This window comes from Symbiopectobacterium purcellii, assembly GCF_019797845.1.
In the GTDB taxonomy this organism is placed as follows: Bacteria; Pseudomonadota; Gammaproteobacteria; order Enterobacterales; family Enterobacteriaceae; genus Symbiopectobacterium; species Symbiopectobacterium purcellii.
In genome coordinates this window covers 804,887-821,340 of the sequence record NZ_CP081864.1, presented here as the reverse complement: position 1 = coordinate 821,340, position 16,454 = coordinate 804,887, and the positions used below count along the sequence as shown (strand labels likewise).

At 56.5% G+C, this 16,454-nt stretch carries 7 protein-coding genes and 1 pseudogene; 6 read left to right on the top strand and 2 right to left on the bottom strand.

The genetic code is table 11. The annotated features are described in order from the left end of the window. Positions 1 to 4 precede the first annotated feature (4 nt). From K6K13_RS03900 to K6K13_RS03875, 6 genes are all read left to right on the top strand, one after another. Entirely contained in the window at positions 5 to 6,496 is a 6,492-nt protein-coding gene (locus K6K13_RS03900) for a beta-propeller fold lactonase family protein (protein ID WP_222159621.1), read from the top strand. A gap of 105 nt (positions 6,497 to 6,601) precedes the next feature. Then, positions 6,602 to 8,368, top strand: coding sequence for a TolC family protein (locus K6K13_RS03895; RefSeq protein ID WP_222159620.1), 1,767 nt, complete (start codon positions 6,602 to 6,604; stop codon positions 8,366 to 8,368). Continuing rightward, the gene (locus K6K13_RS03890) at positions 8,368 to 9,114 is read left to right on the top strand and encodes an efflux RND transporter periplasmic adaptor subunit (protein WP_222159619.1); all 747 of its coding nucleotides are present in this window, start codon (positions 8,368 to 8,370) and stop codon (positions 9,112 to 9,114) included. The genes K6K13_RS03895 and K6K13_RS03890 overlap by 1 nt, the downstream gene beginning before the upstream one ends. Beyond that, the gene (locus K6K13_RS03885) at positions 9,114 to 10,466 is read left to right on the top strand and encodes an efflux RND transporter periplasmic adaptor subunit (protein WP_222160955.1); all 1,353 of its coding nucleotides are present in this window, start codon (positions 9,114 to 9,116) and stop codon (positions 10,464 to 10,466) included. Before K6K13_RS03890 ends, K6K13_RS03885 begins: the two co-directional genes overlap by 1 nt. Next, positions 10,466 to 12,595 carry an HlyD family efflux transporter periplasmic adaptor subunit gene (locus K6K13_RS03880; RefSeq protein ID WP_222159618.1) on the top strand — a complete coding sequence of 710 codons (2,130 nt, stop codon included), beginning with the start codon at positions 10,466 to 10,468 and terminating at the stop codon, positions 12,593 to 12,595. The genes K6K13_RS03885 and K6K13_RS03880 overlap by 1 nt, the downstream gene beginning before the upstream one ends. 150 nt (positions 12,596 to 12,745) lie before the next feature. Further along, entirely contained in the window at positions 12,746 to 13,336 is a 591-nt protein-coding gene (locus K6K13_RS03875) for a hypothetical protein (RefSeq protein ID WP_222159617.1), read from the top strand. Between the two features lie 42 nt (positions 13,337 to 13,378). Here the strand turns inward: K6K13_RS03875 and K6K13_RS03870 are convergent, their stop codons facing one another. Further along, positions 13,379 to 14,710 (bottom strand): HlyD family type I secretion periplasmic adaptor subunit, encoded by a 1,332-nt coding sequence (locus K6K13_RS03870; RefSeq protein WP_222159616.1) that lies wholly within the window; start codon positions 14,708 to 14,710, stop codon positions 13,379 to 13,381. Next, positions 14,707 to 16,364: pseudogene (locus K6K13_RS03865) on the bottom strand (type I secretion system permease/ATPase). Before K6K13_RS03865 ends, K6K13_RS03870 begins: the two are co-directional and overlap by 4 nt. Positions 16,365 to 16,454 lie beyond the last annotated feature (90 nt).

Here is a 16,454-nt window from a genome sequence, read left to right as displayed (position 1 = left end):
GCTGTTGCGCGGTGGCGAAATTACGCTGGCGCACGGCTTGACGCTGTCTGATGCCAACAATGACCGTCTGGCAGACGGCAATGGGGATTATAACGGCACCACATTAACGCTTTCGCGCGCCACCGAGGCCCAAGCCGACGACCAGTTCGGCCTTGCGCAAGGCAGTGACCTGCAACTGATCGACGGGAAAGTGATGAAAGGCGATACCGCTATCGCCACCTTCAGCCAAAGCGCAGGCACCCTGACCCTGACCTTCCTGGCGGGTGCCAGTAAGGCCGATGCCAACGCGGTATTGCATCAGATCACCTACAGCAACACCGGTACCGACACCAATGGCACGCTGGTGAAACTGGCCCTGCGCGCCAATGATGGCAAAGCAGACAGCCAAACAGTTACATTGGATGTGCTGATCACCAACAACACCGCCCCAACGCTCGATGCCATCCCCATTGGTAACAAGACCTATGATACCCACGGCACGGTGGTTAACCCGTTTAGCAACACCACGATCAGTGCCGGTGAGATAGGCCAGTCAATTATCGAACTGACGCTGACCATTGAGGGCGTAGACAACGCTGCAAATGAATTTATTGTCATCGCTGGCACACGCATCGATCTGGCGAGCGACAGCAGCGGTCAGGCCGGTGACTATCACTACACTTACACCCGTAGCTACGAAACCGGCACACTGACGATCAGCCATGAAGCAGGCGTAACCGCCGCTGCGGCACAAACACTGGTCAACGGTATTGCTTACGTCAATGACACCGAACAGGCCACCACGGGGACGCGCACCATCACGCTGACCAGCCTGCGCGATAACGGTGGCACCGAAGGTGAAGGTAACGACACGGGCGATCTGGCGATCGCAGCCACCATCACGTTAGCCATCAATAATGCACCTGGCTGGCAAAACAGCATCACCAACCCCGATGCTACGCTCTACTACAACAACGGTACGCTGAGCGGATACGGTGAATATGTCACCGCGATCACCGTGTCGGCGGATGGTAAAACGCTGTTGGTCAGCGGCAGCGACGGCGCCAATGCGGGCGGTAACAGTACCCTGCGTATCTATAGCCGTGACAGCACCACCGGTGAATTAACCCTGGTGCAAACCTTTATTCAGGGTGAGAGCGACAACCCGGATACCACAGCGATCGAAGCCAACGGCCTCAGTGGTATCACCACGATGACGATGCATGGCAGCGATTTGTACGTCGCCGGGCACAGTGGCGATACGACAACCTACTCACTGGTGCGCTTCACCTACGATGCCACCACGGGTCAATACACCTACGCAGGCATCGTCGCCACCCAAGGGGTGGACGGTGCAACAGGGCTGGATGCACAGATCACCGACATCGTGATTTCAGCGGATGGTACATCGCTCTATACCATTAATGGCCTGACGACGGTGGATGGCACGACCGGCAAATCGGTGTTGGCCCAATTCTCTCGCGATCCGAATACCGGTGCCCTCACCTATTTAGGGGAGTATCAAGGGGGTTCCGCAGCGCTCGGCATGAATGCACCAAGCGGTATGGTTATCTCGAACGATGGCAAATCGGTTTACGTTGCCAACAGCAGCAACAGCATGATCACCGTGTTTTCTCGCGATACGCAAACCGGCGAACTGACTTACGTCGGCCTGATCAATGATGCCAGCATTAGCGCCGACCCAAACAACGCCGCGCGCCCCAGCGATAATCGCTATTTAGCCAATCTGCAAGACATTACCCTCTCCCCCGACGGTAATTTTGTTTATGTCGGCTCCGGGCAGCAGGCCACGCTGTCTATTTTCAGCCGCAACACCAGCGATGGCAGTTTGACCTATGTCGGCACGCTGGATCTCTATAACAAGGGTTACACCCCCAGCAATGCGCTTTCCGTGCGCGAACTGGTTATCTCTCAAGACGGCACAGCACTTTATGCAGGCATGAACGGCGGCTCCGTACTGGTGTTCAGTCGCGATGCGGTTACCGGGGCGCTAACGTATGTCAGCGCCCTCAATACCGGATCGCGCACCAACCACATTGCGGTCAGTGCCGATGGGCTCAATCTCTACAGCGGACGCAGTTCCGGCGGAACCGGGTTGGCGATCGCGGCGGCATTGCCGCATGCGACTTACACCACCAATGGCTCAACGCGCTTCGCTGAGGGATTACACTTCTCCGATGTCGATGCCGATCAAATCACGGATTACAAAGGCACGACGCTGACCCTGAATCGCGCCAGCGGTGCCTCGGCAGACGATCAGTTCGGCTTTAACAATGGTTCCGGATTGCGTCTGGAAAACGGCACCATCATGAAGGGCAAGACAACCATTGCTACCTTCGCGACGCAGGATGGCGTACTGACCATCACCTTTAGCGCTAATGTGGACAACGCCACCGCCAATCAGGTATTGCAGCAGGTCACCTACCTTAACACTGGCACCGAAGCGCCCGCGCGGGTTGATTTGAGCATCGCCGTGCGCGATAGCGGCGGCAAATCTGCCACAACTACCGTGGCGCTGCTGCTAACCGCCCCACCGGTTGAACCCACGCTAAGTGCAGAAGGTAAGCAGACCACCGCCATCATCTCTACCAGCGGTCTGCCGGCGGCGATCGACCTGTTCGATAATGTGGATGTGCGGCTTGGCAACGCAGGCGCCGCGCTCTCTGAACTGACCTTCACCATCAACCGTTCCGGCCCCCATGAAACACTGGTGATTGATGGCACGTCCCTCTCGTTGACCAGCAGCGAGGGAGAGACCGCGCAAGGCCATCACTATAAGGTAACGGTCAACGATGGTACCACTACCATCACCCTCGCGCTGAAGGGTGGCAACAACACGACAGATGCAGTAAATACCCTGATCGACACGCTCCAATATCAGGTTACCAGCAGCGATGTCACCGTGGGCGCTGTCACCGTCACGCTGACACAACTGGTTGATGCCGAAGACAATACCACCACACTCGATATCCACAGCACCGTTGCCGTGCTCGACACACGTTTGACGCCACATCTGGGGGCCGAAACCGGCGCACTCGATTATGACAGTCTGTTCGATGTGAAAGATGATCAAGGCAATTCGATCTTTACCGGCGTTCAGGGCATCACGGTGGTGGGGGATAAAATTTACCTGGTTCGCACACACAGCGATTGGGTTTATGACGAAACAACAGGCACCGGACAGGACGTTGAGTCCAACGTTCTGTATCTGGTCGAGCGTGATACCGACGGCACGCTCTACATGACCAAAAGCACTAACATCACCGGCTTGACGGGCGCGGCACAAGTCCGCGTTTCCAGCGATGGCAACAGCCTGTATGTCATTGGTGCGGATAATATCGCTCTGTTCGATGCCAGCGATCTGCATGAAATGGGTACCGTTGGTGGCGATCTCGGCATGGTGCGCGATGTGTTGGCGCTGGGCGATAACGTCTACGTCACCAGTGGCGACAGCCTGCTGGTGTTTACCCGCAGCGAGGATACCTTAACGCTCAGCGCTACGCTCAACGATGCGGGAGACGATGGCATACAACTCGACGGTGCCAACGCCTTAACCCTGTCACCGGATGGCAAAACGCTGTATGTCGCGACATCCGGCGGCGATACGGTGGTAAGTCGATTCAGCGTGAGCGATGACGGCACGTTGACCTATCAACAAGCTATCGCCGGATCGACGGCCAGTGAAGAGGGTTACTACGCGTCTGCCATCACGGTTTCACCCGACGGGAAATCGCTGTATGTTGTGGATAACAACACCTCGCTGCATATCTTTGCGGTGGAACAAGATGGCACGCTCACCGCAACATCTACCTTACCGATTGGCGACGATGCCACCAGTGTCAAACAGGTGCTGGTCTCCCCCGATGGCACCTCCGTGGTGATCACCGGCGAACTGGGTCGCAGCGAGAATTACAACACCTACGGCGTCATTCTCTATGCACGCGCCGCCGATGGCAGCCTGACACAGCGTCAGGCGGTGGAGGGTTTTGGTGACTTTGCCAACTACAATGGCACAACGTTAAACGAGGTGCGCTACGCGTCATTCAGTGCCGACGGCAAGCAGTTGTACCTCACGGGAAGCCTGAATTACGGTACACCGGAAGGGATCATTGTTCTCGATCTCATTCCCAGCAGCGAAACCTTTACGGAAAAAGGCGATGCTGTCGCTCTGATCCCCGGTGGCACCTTGTCTGCCCCGGTCAACGATCAAAACAGCTATCAAGGCGCCACGCTGACGATTGAACGCACCGGTGGCGCGCAGGCAGGCGATCGGTTAGGACTTTCCACTGACAGCGGTCTGACCCTGGCAGAGAATGGCACGATCTCGCAGGGTGACAAGGCTATCGCCAATGCCACGACCGATGCCAATGGTAAACTGACCCTCACTTTCCTGGCAGACGTCACACAAGCGGAAGCACAGCAGGTGCTGCGAGCCATTACTTACCAATCCACCAGTAATGACCCGACGGCTGCGGGCACTGAGGCCACTTTCATTATCCATTTCAATGACGGGCAAGATCATACTGCGGAGTTCACCACCGTGGTAAATCTCGTCGGCATTAACGATCCGGCAGTGGTCAGCACAGAGCCCGTGAACGCGACCTACGTACCGGGCAACGATGCGGTCACGCTGTTCAAGAACACGGTCATATACACTATTGAAGCTGGCCAAAAAATCCATCGGCTTGAAATTTCTGTGTCCCCCGTCAGTGTCGGCGATGTGCTGCATGTAGCAGGTGGAGACATCTTGATCGACAAGACTATCGACTATCAGGCTTTTGTGGGTGAAAGCGGAATGGAATACCGCGTCAGTGTCAGCAACGGCGTTGCTACCGTGACGCTGTATGTTGCCCGTGATGGAGCCAGCACTGCGCAGTTGATCGATGGTATCACCTACAGCCACAGCGCTGCGGACGCTACGGGTAGCCGCACGATGGGCCTGACGGTTTATGAGGAAGGGGACTGGCGGCAGGATCTTAAGACAGAATTCAGCGAAAAAACCGTCATCACCTTCAAAGGCAGTGATGTCCCCGAAAACAGTGCCCCCGTCTACAACGATAACGCCGGATTGAACCTGGGCGCACTGCAAGCGGGCAGTCCGTATCGCTACACGTTGCCGGAAAACCTGTTTACCGATGCCGATAACGACACGCTAACCTGGAGCGCCAGCGGCTTGCCGGACGGGCTGAGCTTTGATGCGCAAACCCGTACGATTTCAGGTACACCGACAGCGTCCGGTCAGTTTACCGTGACCCTCACCGCCAGCGATGGCAACGCACAAGCCACCCACACGGTCGAGGTGACGGTAGCGCAAGCACCCGATATCGAACCGGACAACAGTGCACCGGAGTACAACGACCAAGCCGGATTGAATCTGGGCGCACTGCAAGCGGGCAGTTCGTATCACTACACGTTGCCGGAAAACCTGTTTACCGATGCCGATAACGACACGCTAACCTGGAGTTCCAGCGGCTTGCCGGACGGGCTGAGCTTTGATGCGCAAACCCGTACGATTTCAGGTACACCGACAGCGTCCGGTGAGTTTACCGTGACCCTCACCGCCAGCGATGGCAACGCACAAGCCACCCACACGCTCAACGTAATCGTCGCGCAAGCCCCTGTGGAGCCGCAACCGGAAACGCCAGATAGCACAGCGCCGGCACCGGTGATCCTGACCACCTCATCAGTAAGCGTGCCTGATGCGTTGAATGAGCAAGAGCAGGAACAGCCCTTAAGCGCGATCGTAGCGGCACTGTCTCAAACACCTTCACCGACAGCGGCACACGCTCAATTACCGGCGCAATTTTCGGCAGCACCCTCTCACTCGGTAGCAGAACGCACCGCCGCGCCCTGGGTGCTCGATCCCGTGATGCAAACGCTACTCCCGCCGCTGGAAACGGTGAATTTTGCCGCGCGGGGCAACGCGGTTCAGCATGACAGCTCGCCGGGACAAGTGACGGATTCATCGCTGTTCCAGCGCATTCCCAGTCAAACCACGTCATTGGAATCGGCCTACAGCAGCCTACAAGGGTCGTTGCAGCGCGACAGCGCTGGCGCACTGGTGTTTACCCTGCCGTCACGCCTGTTCAGTGCGCGTGATAACGGCGTAGCACTGTCGTTACAGCTCGCCAATGGTCGCCCTCTACCCGCTTGGATTCAGTTTGATGCCCGCAGCGGTCAGCTACGCATCACCGACCCTGACGCGGTGCAGGTAAACCAGATCCAGTTGGCGCTCAGCGCGCAGGCAGCCGACGGTGCGCGGCGCACGATACCCGTCACGTTGCAAACCGGACACGAGGCATCGGCAAGCCAGCCAACGGATCTCGGTGCTTCCACCGACCTGCCGCCGTTAACGAACGAAAGCGTGCAGGATAGCCGCATTGAAATCGCATTGCCCACGGGAAAAACCGCGTTTAGCGAGCAGCTTAACGCACCGCGTGCCGAGCAGGATGCCCTGCTGGCCGCACTGAGTGAATTGAGCCGTCTGCGCGCGTGACAGGTGCGGGACATATTGCAGCATTTAACCATACGTTCAGTCGGTTGCGAGCCGTTCAGCCCACAACCGACAGCGAATAAACCCATTACAAGAGGGAATAACCCGGTGAATCAGCACACAGCCACTTTCTGGGATAGCCAGCACCACCACCATCAGTCTGTCACTGCCGTGCCGCAACGGCTTTCTGGCACCAAAGCACTGCGTATCGCCGTCGCCCTTGCCTGTATCGGGCTGGCGGGCTGCGCCGTCAAACCAGAACCGATCACCACCGAGCAGCAGGTGACACAAGCCCTGAGCGACAGAACGCAGATGTTCGCCAATCAGGAGCCGGTGCGAGGCACCATTACGCTGGAAGAAGCCATTGCGCGTGCGTTGAAATACAACCTGCAACAGCGCGTTGCGCTGCTGGAACAGGCCATGGAAGATAACCTGCTTGGCGTCCAGAATCTGGATATGCTGCTGCCTAAACTGACGGCCCGTGCCGGGATGCAAACCCGCGACAGCGTTGCGGCGTCCAGCAGCAAATCGATCTCCAGCGGACGGGAATCGCTGGAACCCTCCACCAGTCAGGATCAAACCACGCGCACCGCCGATCTCTCGTTAAGCTGGAACGTGTTGGATTTCGGTATCAGCTACTTTAACGCCAAGGTGCAGGCCAACAAATCGCTGGCAGCAGAAGAGCGCCGCCGTCGCGTGGTGGCAGATATCACCCGGCAGGTGCGCACCGCCTACTGGGAAGCCGCCACCGCCCAGCGTTTACAACCGGAAGTCACCACCGCGCTGACGCAGGCCCGTCAGACGCTAGACTATGCGCGCCAGACCGAACAACAACGGTTGCTGGCCCCGGTGGAAGCGCTGCGCTTCCAGAAAAACATGCTGGAGATGGTGCGCCAGCTAGAGATTGTCGACAGCGATTTGGTGGTGGCGAAATCGCGTCTGGCTGCGCTGATGAACCTGCCGCCATCCAGCAAGTTTGACGTGGTGGTGCCGAGTGAAAGCAGTCTGGTGGCACCGAAGATCGCCTATTCACTCGACGATCTGGAAAACTTCTCCATGGTAAAACGCCCCGAGGTCCGCGAAGAGGGCTATCTGGCACGAAACAGCGTGCTGGAAACCCGCAAATCGCTGCTGCGTCTGCTGCCGGGCGTTTCACTGTTTGCCGGTGTGAACAGTGACAGCAACAGCTATCTGGTGAATCAGCAATGGGCCAGCGCTGGGGTTCAGGTCAGCGGCAATCTGCTTAACGTGTTGTCCTGGTCGTCAGTAAAACGTGCCGCTGAAGCCAATGAAGGTCTGGCCGAAGTACGCCGTCAGGCATTGCGTATGGCCGTACTGACGCAGGTGAACGTGGCCTGGCAGGAATACCAACAGAGCACACGCATGTTTGGTCGCTATCAGGAACTGGCGCGCATCCAGCGCGGTATCCTGAATCAGACGGCACTGAGCGTACAGCACCGGGCCGAAACGCAGATGGAGCAGGTGCGGGTCAGCACCGAAACCATTCTCACCACGCGCGCACGCGATCGCAGCTTTGCTGACGTACAAAATGCGCTGGGCGCGGTCTACCAAGCCGCGGGGCTGGACGTGCTGCCGGATAACGTCAATGATGTCAGCCTGGCCGCATTGAGCAACAGCATCGCCCGCACCACGGGGACGCTGGAAAAAGGCGGGGTCGCCGTGCCGCGCCTGTCGCTGGCAACGGCTGCGCCCGTGGCACCTGTCGTCGCGCCCCACCCAGCCTCTTTGCCAACCGCAGCCACGGTGATCACTCCGGCTCCCATAACAGCATCAGCCACAGCCAAACCGTATCGTGTGGTCAACACCGACATGTGGGATAACCTGCAATCCCTTCAGGCGGGAGGCACACGGTAATGATGAGCAGCATGATGCGACCGCTGCTGCTGGCAAGCACGCTGGTTCTGCCCCTGTGGGGGCAGGCCGCGCAAGGGGACATTCGCGTTCAGCTCAGCGCACAGCGCTATAGCGTATTATCGAGCGAAATTGCCGGTAAAATCACTGATATCACCGTGAAAGAAGGTGAACACTTTAAGCAGGGAGATACCCTGCTGACCTTCGACTGCACGGTGCTGCGTGAGAAATTGAACTACTCCAGCGCGGCGGAAAACGCCGCGCGTAAAAAGCTGGCTATCGCCGACCGCCTCGACAAGCTCAACGCCATCAGTCTGTCAGAGGTGGATCAGGCGCGCTCCACTGTCACCATGGCACAGGCGGAAAGCGGCGTGAATCGCGCGATGTTGCAACGTTGTGCCATCAAAGCGCCCTTCTCTGGGCGCGTCACCGAAACCAAGGTCAAACGCTGGGAGTCCGTGCCGGAAGGTAAAGAACTGCTGGCTATCTATGACGATAGCGCCTTTGAGTTGGAGATGATCGTGCCTTCTCGCTGGTTAGTGTGGCTCAAACAAGGCAGTCCATTTCAGGTAACGCTGGATGAAACCGGGTTAACTTACCCGGCAGAAATTAGTCGTATCTCCTCATCGGTGGAACCGGTGAGTCAGTCAGTGAAAGTATTTGGTCGCCTGGCCCAGCCAAGCGCAGGTTTACTGCCCGGCATGAGCGGTGTCGCGCAAATAGCGCCGCCAGACGGCATCACGCCATGATGAGTCCGAGCGACACGTCGACGGGGCATACTGAGCAAGACCCGCAGCTCAGGCTACTGTCCGAATTGCTGCAACTACAACGGCGCGCGCGTGCGCGTGAAACCGCGGATGAATTGGCGTTTTTCATCGTCAATGAAACCCATTCGCTGGTGAAATACCGTCAGGCACTGTTGTGGAGCCATGACCAGCAACGGTTACAGGCGGTCTCGGGATTGGCATCACTCGATCACAATGCGCCGTTTTGCAGCACCTTCAGCCGGTGGTGCCGCCAGTGGCAGGCAGAACAGCACCAGAGCGGCACGCTACGTTATCAAGACCTGCCGGCGGATGATCAGGCGCTGTGGCATGAGCATCTGCCCGAACACTTGTTGTGGCTGCCATTACGATCGGCTCAGGGTGAAACCACCCTGACGCTGATTCTGGCACGCGAAACGCCGTGGCTGGCCCCGGAGATCCTGTTGCTGGACACGCTGGCAGAACCTTACGCCCACGCCTGGTCCAGCTTGCATAAACAGCGCCGTCCCACGCCAACGCACCCGAAAAAACGCCGCATCGTGCTGTTTAGCGCGGCGACACTGGCATTAATCATGCTGATCCCGGTGCGCCAATCGGTGCTGGCCCCGGCAGAGATTGTGGCGCATCAACCAGTAATGGTGCGTGCGCCTGTTGCTGGCGTGGTAGACGATATTCTGGTGCGCCCCAATCAGCCAATCCGCGCCAATCAGCCCCTGGCACGGCTGGATGCACGCGAGCTAGAAAACCGCCTGGAAGCCGCACGCCAGACGTTTGCCACCGCCGACGCCCAGTATCGTCAAGCGCAACAACAGGCGCTGTTTGATGCCAACAGCAAGGCCAGTCTGGCGGTTCTGCAAAGCCGCCGCGAGCAGGCGCAAAGCGAGCGAGACTTTCTCCAGCGCCAACTGGAGCGTATGCAGTTGACCTCACCGCGCGATGGCGTGGCAGTGTTTGACGATGCCAGTGAATGGATTGGCCGTTCCGTAGCGGTCGGAGAGCGGATCATGATGGTCGCCGATCCGAAAGACGTGGAATTGGAGATCCAACTGCCCGCTGCGGATGCGATTGCGCTGGAAACCGGCGCAGATGTGCGGCTATTCCTGAATGTCGCCCCCAATGCCGCTCAAGAAGCACAACTGACACAAATAGGTTATCGTGCGGCACTCACGCCGGATAACGTAATGGCCTACCGCCTGCGTGCCCGCTTTACCGAGGACGATGTACAACGGCGCGTCGGGCTAAAAGGCACCGCCAAGCTGTACGGTAAACGCACGCTGCTGGTCGCTTACCTGCTGCGTAAACCGCTGGCGACGCTACGCGTCTGGCTGGGGGTCTGATGCTGCCGGGCTCCCCTTCTGCTTCGGCACTCAGCCCGTTACGGGATGAGCTGATTTTGCATAAAGGTCCAGCGAATCGCGATGGTTCCCCCAGTTGGACGCTGGAAGATCCGCTACGCGGCCTCTATTTTCGTATCGGTTGGCCGGAGATGGCGATGCTGTCTCGCTGGTCACTGGGTGACGCCGCACGCATTATTACAGATATCCAACAGGCGTCGACGCTGGCGCTGGATGAAAGCGATGTGCACTACTTCAACCATTTTCTGCAAACCAACAGCCTGACGCGCGTCAGCGGCGACAAGGCACTGGCGCAATTTTCTCAGCAGGTACAGCGCTCACGCGTATCACTGTGGCGCATGCTATTGAAAAGTTATCTTTTTTTCCGTATTCCACTGTGGCACCCAGACCGTTTTCTTAGCGCCACGTTGCCCTGGGTCTCGCTGTTTTATCGCCGCTCATTCTTAACGCTGACGTTGCTGGCTGGCGTGTTGGGGCTGTTCCTCGCCGGACGGCAATGGGACACCTTCACCCACACGTTTCTGCATTTTTTCACGCTGGAAGGTGCCGCGCTGGCCGGGCTCACGCTGTGCGTTACCAAGATCCTGCATGAGTTCGGCCATGCCTACGCCTGTAAGCATTTTGGCGCGCGCGTCGCTACCATGGGTGTGGCATTTCTGGTAATGATGCCGATGCTCTACACCGATACCTCCGGGTCGTGTAAACTGACGCGACGGCGTCAACGCATCACCATCGGTGCCGCCGGTATGCTGACCGAACTGGCGTTAGCCGCCTGGGCCACCTTGGCCTGGAGCTTCCTACCGGATGGCATGCTGCGCAGCGCTGCCTTTATGCTGGCCACCACCACTTGGATTATGACGCTGGCGGTCAACTTAAGCCCGCTGATGCGGTTCGACGGTTACTTTTTACTGTCGGATGCTTTGCAGGTGCCCAACCTGCAACAACGCGGCTTTGCCATGGGCCGCTGGCAGATGCGCGAATGGCTGTTTGGTCTTGGGGATGCACCGCCAGAGATCTTTCCCCGCTGGTTGCAGCGCACGTTGGTCGGCTATGCCTTTACCGTATGGGTTTATCGCCTGTTTCTGTTTACCGGTATCGCGATTCTGGTCTATCACATGGCCTTTAAGCTATTGGGCATGCTGCTGTTTGCCGTGGAGATCGGGGTTTTCGTGGTGATGCCCATCGTCAATGAGCTGCGTGCGTGGAGCCAACGCCGCAAGGACTACCGTATGAATCGCAATATGATAACCACCCTGACGCTCAGTGTCCTGGTGCTGCTTCTCCTGCTGTTGCCCTGGCAACGAAGCGTTTACGCCCCCGCTTTGCTGCGAGCAGAACAGCAAAGCAGCCTCTACACGCCGTTACCCGCTATGCTCGCCAGTATCGCGGTAAAGGTAGGTCAACCGGTACAGGCCGGGCAAGTGCTGTTTCAGCTCTCGTCGGAACCGCTAGCCCATGAGCGGCAGCAGTTGGAGCGACAAATCGCCACGTTGGAGTGGCAAAGCACATTCCAGTTATTCAACAAGGAGGCTGCTAGCGATCACCTGCGCGTCAAGCAAGAACGGGATGCCGCACAACAGCGTTTGCAGGTGCTGTTACGCCAATCCGAACAGTTAACGGTGCGCGCCCCGATGGATGGCGTAGTGGCAGATATGGCAACACCGCTCTCTGAAGGTGAGTGGCTTGGACAAGGTGAATGGCTGGCCGTCGTCACTCAGCCTGTCGGTGGGCTGGTAGAGGCTTTCGTTTCTGAAAAAGAGTGGCAGCGCTTGCGCATCGGCGATCCCGGTAGGTTTTACGCTCAGGATGTTAACCACGGGGCGATGCCCGTCACCATCGCCGATATTGACAGCACTGCCGCACGCGATCTGAACAACGTACCGGAGTTGGCCTCCCTCTACGGCGGAGCTATCGCCACCCTGAGTGACGGGCAGCGTAAACTCCACCCGGAACAGGCGGTATATCGCGTCCTGCTACGGCTGCCACCGGATTTTCATGCTCCGGGGCAAGTGCTACGCGGTACGGCGGTGATGGAGGGCGAGGCGCAAAGCCTGTTGGTGCGCGGCTGGAAACTCGCATCGGCAGTATTGATTCGTGAGCTCTCCTTTTAAATCATTATGTGGCCCCCCCCACTATAAGAAAAAACAGTGTAGCGCGTGATATTCCCCGTCAGCATCAGTGCCACATGGAACGTTTTCAGCAAGAAAACAAGTGGCTATAGCGCATACTGAGCGCTAATCACGAACAACAAGGAAGATGACATGATTATCATGCTCTACAAGCCCCCGGACCTCAGCCCTCGCATTGCATCGGAACCTTGCAGGAAAGAGCTAGGGCCGAAGAAAATAACGCTGCATCTGATGAAAAAGGTGGAAAACAGCCTGCTCACTCTGCTGACAACACAACGTGAGCGGTCCCTGTTTCACACCACCAGGAAACACCCTTGTTTGAAAAGCGTATACCAGAGTGCGGTTAAAGAAGGCTATCAGGGCCGCTATCAGGCGATGGGTATCGCGGTCACTGCGGTCGACGACATTTTTAAGAATACCAAACTGAAGGGAACGGCAACGCGTATCTGTCAACAAACGCCCTGTAACAACAAGCTCCCACCGGAAAAAGATCCGGCTATGGCGCTGCGCGGTAAAAAATTTATCGAGACTTTTTTGGTACACAAGACACCGCTGGACGAAGAAACCTGCGTAACCGCGCTTGGCATCGGCTACCAGCTCAAAAGGCTCAAGTTCGATCCGGTGCTAACGGATATGTTTGCTCAGGTATGGCACGAGCGGGAGCAGTTGTTAACCCCGGAGGCCATTGCGCAATCAAAGGCACGCTCGCGAAAACCGAAATAACGCACTCTGACCAATGACGCTATGGACAGTTAATGGCATAGTTTATCGCTGCTTGCCCACATCGTTCAGCGCTTCCATTGCCGGGCTGGTGAGATAGCTAAGGAATGTCCTTTTACCGGTTTTGATTTCCGCCGTTACCTGCATACCGGGTTCCAGTTGCCATTCATCAGATCCTACGCGCAACGTCCTGTTCTTTAGAGCAATAACTGCGCGATAGACCAGCCCGAGTTCTTTATCCTCTATGGCATCGGCAGAGATCTGTTGTAGCGTGCCATCTACCCAGCCGTAGCGAGTAAAATCAAAGGTGTTGATTTTTACCGTCACCGTTTGCCCTACCCGCAAAAAACCCACATCCTGGTTTTTGATCATCACTTCAGCGACCAGTTCGCTATCAACGGGGACAATCTTGAGCAGTTCCTGTGGCGGCTCGACAGCGCCTCCCGCATCGCGGAAGGCCAGCGAGTCAACGATACCCTCTACGGGTGAGCGCAAAGTATACTGGGCTATTTGGGCATTAACCTGCTTAAGTTGGCTCGCCAACAGGTGATTTTCATGTTCACGCTCTGCGATATTCTGGGCTATAGCATTGATTTTTTCCGCCCCTGCGCTGTGTTGTTCCTGTTCCAACTGTGCCAAGCTACGGCGGCTTTCCTCCAGGTTTGCTGTTACACCATCGACAGCATGATGTGCCGCCAGATAGTGCTTTTTAAGCTCTAGTAAACTGTCGCGACTGGCTATCTTTTTATGGTACAAGCTCTCAATCGCTTGATATTGTTCTTTAAAAACCATCAACTGCTCTTCAGCCAGCCGTTTACGAGATTGATGGCCCATGGTTTGCGCGTGTAATACCGCTTTTTTGCTTTGATATACCGCTTTCTCGTACCGTTCATTTTCTACCTCGGTCATCAGCAGCGCAGCGAGCTGATCGGCTAACAGAGCATCTTCACGCCGGTAGCGATCGGGAAATACGTTGGACCACCGTTGTCCGCTGTAATACCGACTCAGTATATCGAGGCGCACAAGATGAAAACGGTTTAGCTTCTGTCTCAGTCGCAGTTCTTCGGCACGCTCATCCAACTGCTGACTATTCAGTTTAATGAGCGCTTGTCCTTGCTTAACGGCCATACCGTCCCGAACCAACACGCTGGCAATTTCGGCGGTAACCGCCGTGTTGACAGGCCGAGACAGTTCCCTCACCGCCACCTTGCCATGAGTTACGGCCACTATATCGACCTTTCCGAGCGCTGCCCACGCCACGGCAAGCACCAGCGAAACCATAATCACCCATAATATTGCCCTGCCTACGGGAGAGGGCGGCGTCTCCTGGATTTCAATGACCGCAGGAAGAAATTCACGATAGCACGCTTTCATCATGCATCTCCCTGCTGCAAGGCATAAAGTCGGGCATACAGCCCCCCCAAAGCCAGAAGCTCGTCATGCGAACCTTGCTCGCTTACCTTGCCTGATGCCATGGCAACAATGCGATCGGCACGACGCACCGCCGATAACCGATGCGCGATAATAAATACCGTTTTGCCACGGCATATTTCGGCCATATTATTCTGAATCACACGTTCGGATTCATAATCCAGTGCACTGGTGGCCTCATCGAAGATTAATATTTTGGGTTGAGTGATAAGCGCTCGCGCAATACCGATACGCTGTTTTTGCCCACCGGAAAACAGGTTGCCTTGCTCACCGACCGGGGTGTCATACCCCAGCGGTAGCGTGCTGATAAACTCATGCGCGCCTGCCAGCGTGGCCGCTGCAATAACCTGCTCAATCGGCGAGTTCGGCAACGCTAACGCAATGTTGTCGCGCACGGTGCCAGAAAAAAGCTGAGTCTCCTCAATACCACACTGACACGTCGCCGCAGCCAATAGGGATCGGTATGAGCAATGTCGATGTCATCAATAAAGATCTGCCCAGACAAGGGGAGATAAAGGCGCTGTATCAGCCGCGCCAGGGTGCTTTTACCCGAACCTGAGCGACCAACAATGCCAATAATTTCCCCTGCCTGCACCGATAAGTTGAGACCATCCAATACCGGAGGCGCATCAATGCGGTAGGAAAATCGGATATCGACAAAACGCACGGCCCCCTGTATTTCCGCAAGCGTTACGCCACTTTGCTGCTGTTGCTCTGGCGGGACATTCAGAATGTCTCCCAGGCGTTTAACGGAAATAGAGACCTGCTGCACATCTTGCCACAGTTGTACCAGGCGTAAGATGGGGCCGGTAACGTGTCCGGCAAACAGATTAAAGGCAATAAGCCCACCAACCGTCATTCCCCCGTCAATCACCAACCGAGAGCCATACCACAAAATAACCACGCTGGTGATTCTGCTGATAAAACGCGATATCTGATTCGCGATATTGCTCAAATTGCCGGTTTTAAAGCAACTGCTGACAAACGCCGCCGTCTGTTCATCCCAGCGACGCGTCAGGTGATGCTCAACGGACATGGCCTTGACGGGTTCAATGGCCGTAATGCTCTCAACCAGAAAAGCCTGATTTTTCGCCCCCTGACGAAACTGATCCTCTAATCGATTCCGTAGTGGTCGTGTAATGACAGCCGACAACACAAGATAAGGCAGCAGGGATATCAGAACGATAACGGTCAAAGACAGGCTATACGTCGCCATAACCACAAAAAAGACGACCGTGAATAACAGATCCAAGCCTAGCGTCATTGCACTGTCGGTCAAGAACTCCCGTACCGTTTTGAGTTCATGCACCCGTGCGACGGTCACCCCGGTCTGACGCCCACGAAACCATCCTAAAGGGAGCGACAACAGGTGACGATAAAGCAGCGAACTCAACGTGGCATCAATACGCTGCGAGGTATGTGCCAACTGGTAGTTACGCAACCCATCCAGCACCACATCCGCCAGCGTGACACAAATCATCCCCAGCGCCAGCACATCCAACGTCGACACACTTTGGTGTGCTAATACCTTATCCACGACGATCTGAAAAAATAAGGGAAGAATCAGCGCCAGTATCTGAATAAAAAACGAGGCGAGCATTACCTCAGCCACCAGTCTTTTGTAGCGAGCAAATGCCTGAGCAAACCAGCGTAAATTAAACTCCCGCGCCAGTCCGCCAGAGAAAAAACG

Excerpts from the sequence above, each read along its gene's own strand:
- K6K13_RS03890 (WP_222159619.1), top strand. The coding sequence starts at position 8,368 with ATGATGAGCAGCATGATGCGACCGCTGCTGCTGGCAAGCACGCTGGTT.
- K6K13_RS03885 (WP_222160955.1), top strand. The coding sequence starts at position 9,114 with ATGAGTCCGAGCGACACGTCGACGGGGCATACTGAGCAAGACCCGCAG.
- K6K13_RS03880 (WP_222159618.1), top strand. The coding sequence starts at position 10,466 with ATGCTGCCGGGCTCCCCTTCTGCTTCGGCACTCAGCCCGTTACGGGAT.
- K6K13_RS03875 (WP_222159617.1), top strand. The coding sequence starts at position 12,746 with ATGATTATCATGCTCTACAAGCCCCCGGACCTCAGCCCTCGCATTGCA.
- K6K13_RS03870 (WP_222159616.1), bottom strand. The coding sequence starts at position 14,710 with ATGATGAAAGCGTGCTATCGTGAATTTCTTCCTGCGGTCATTGAAATC.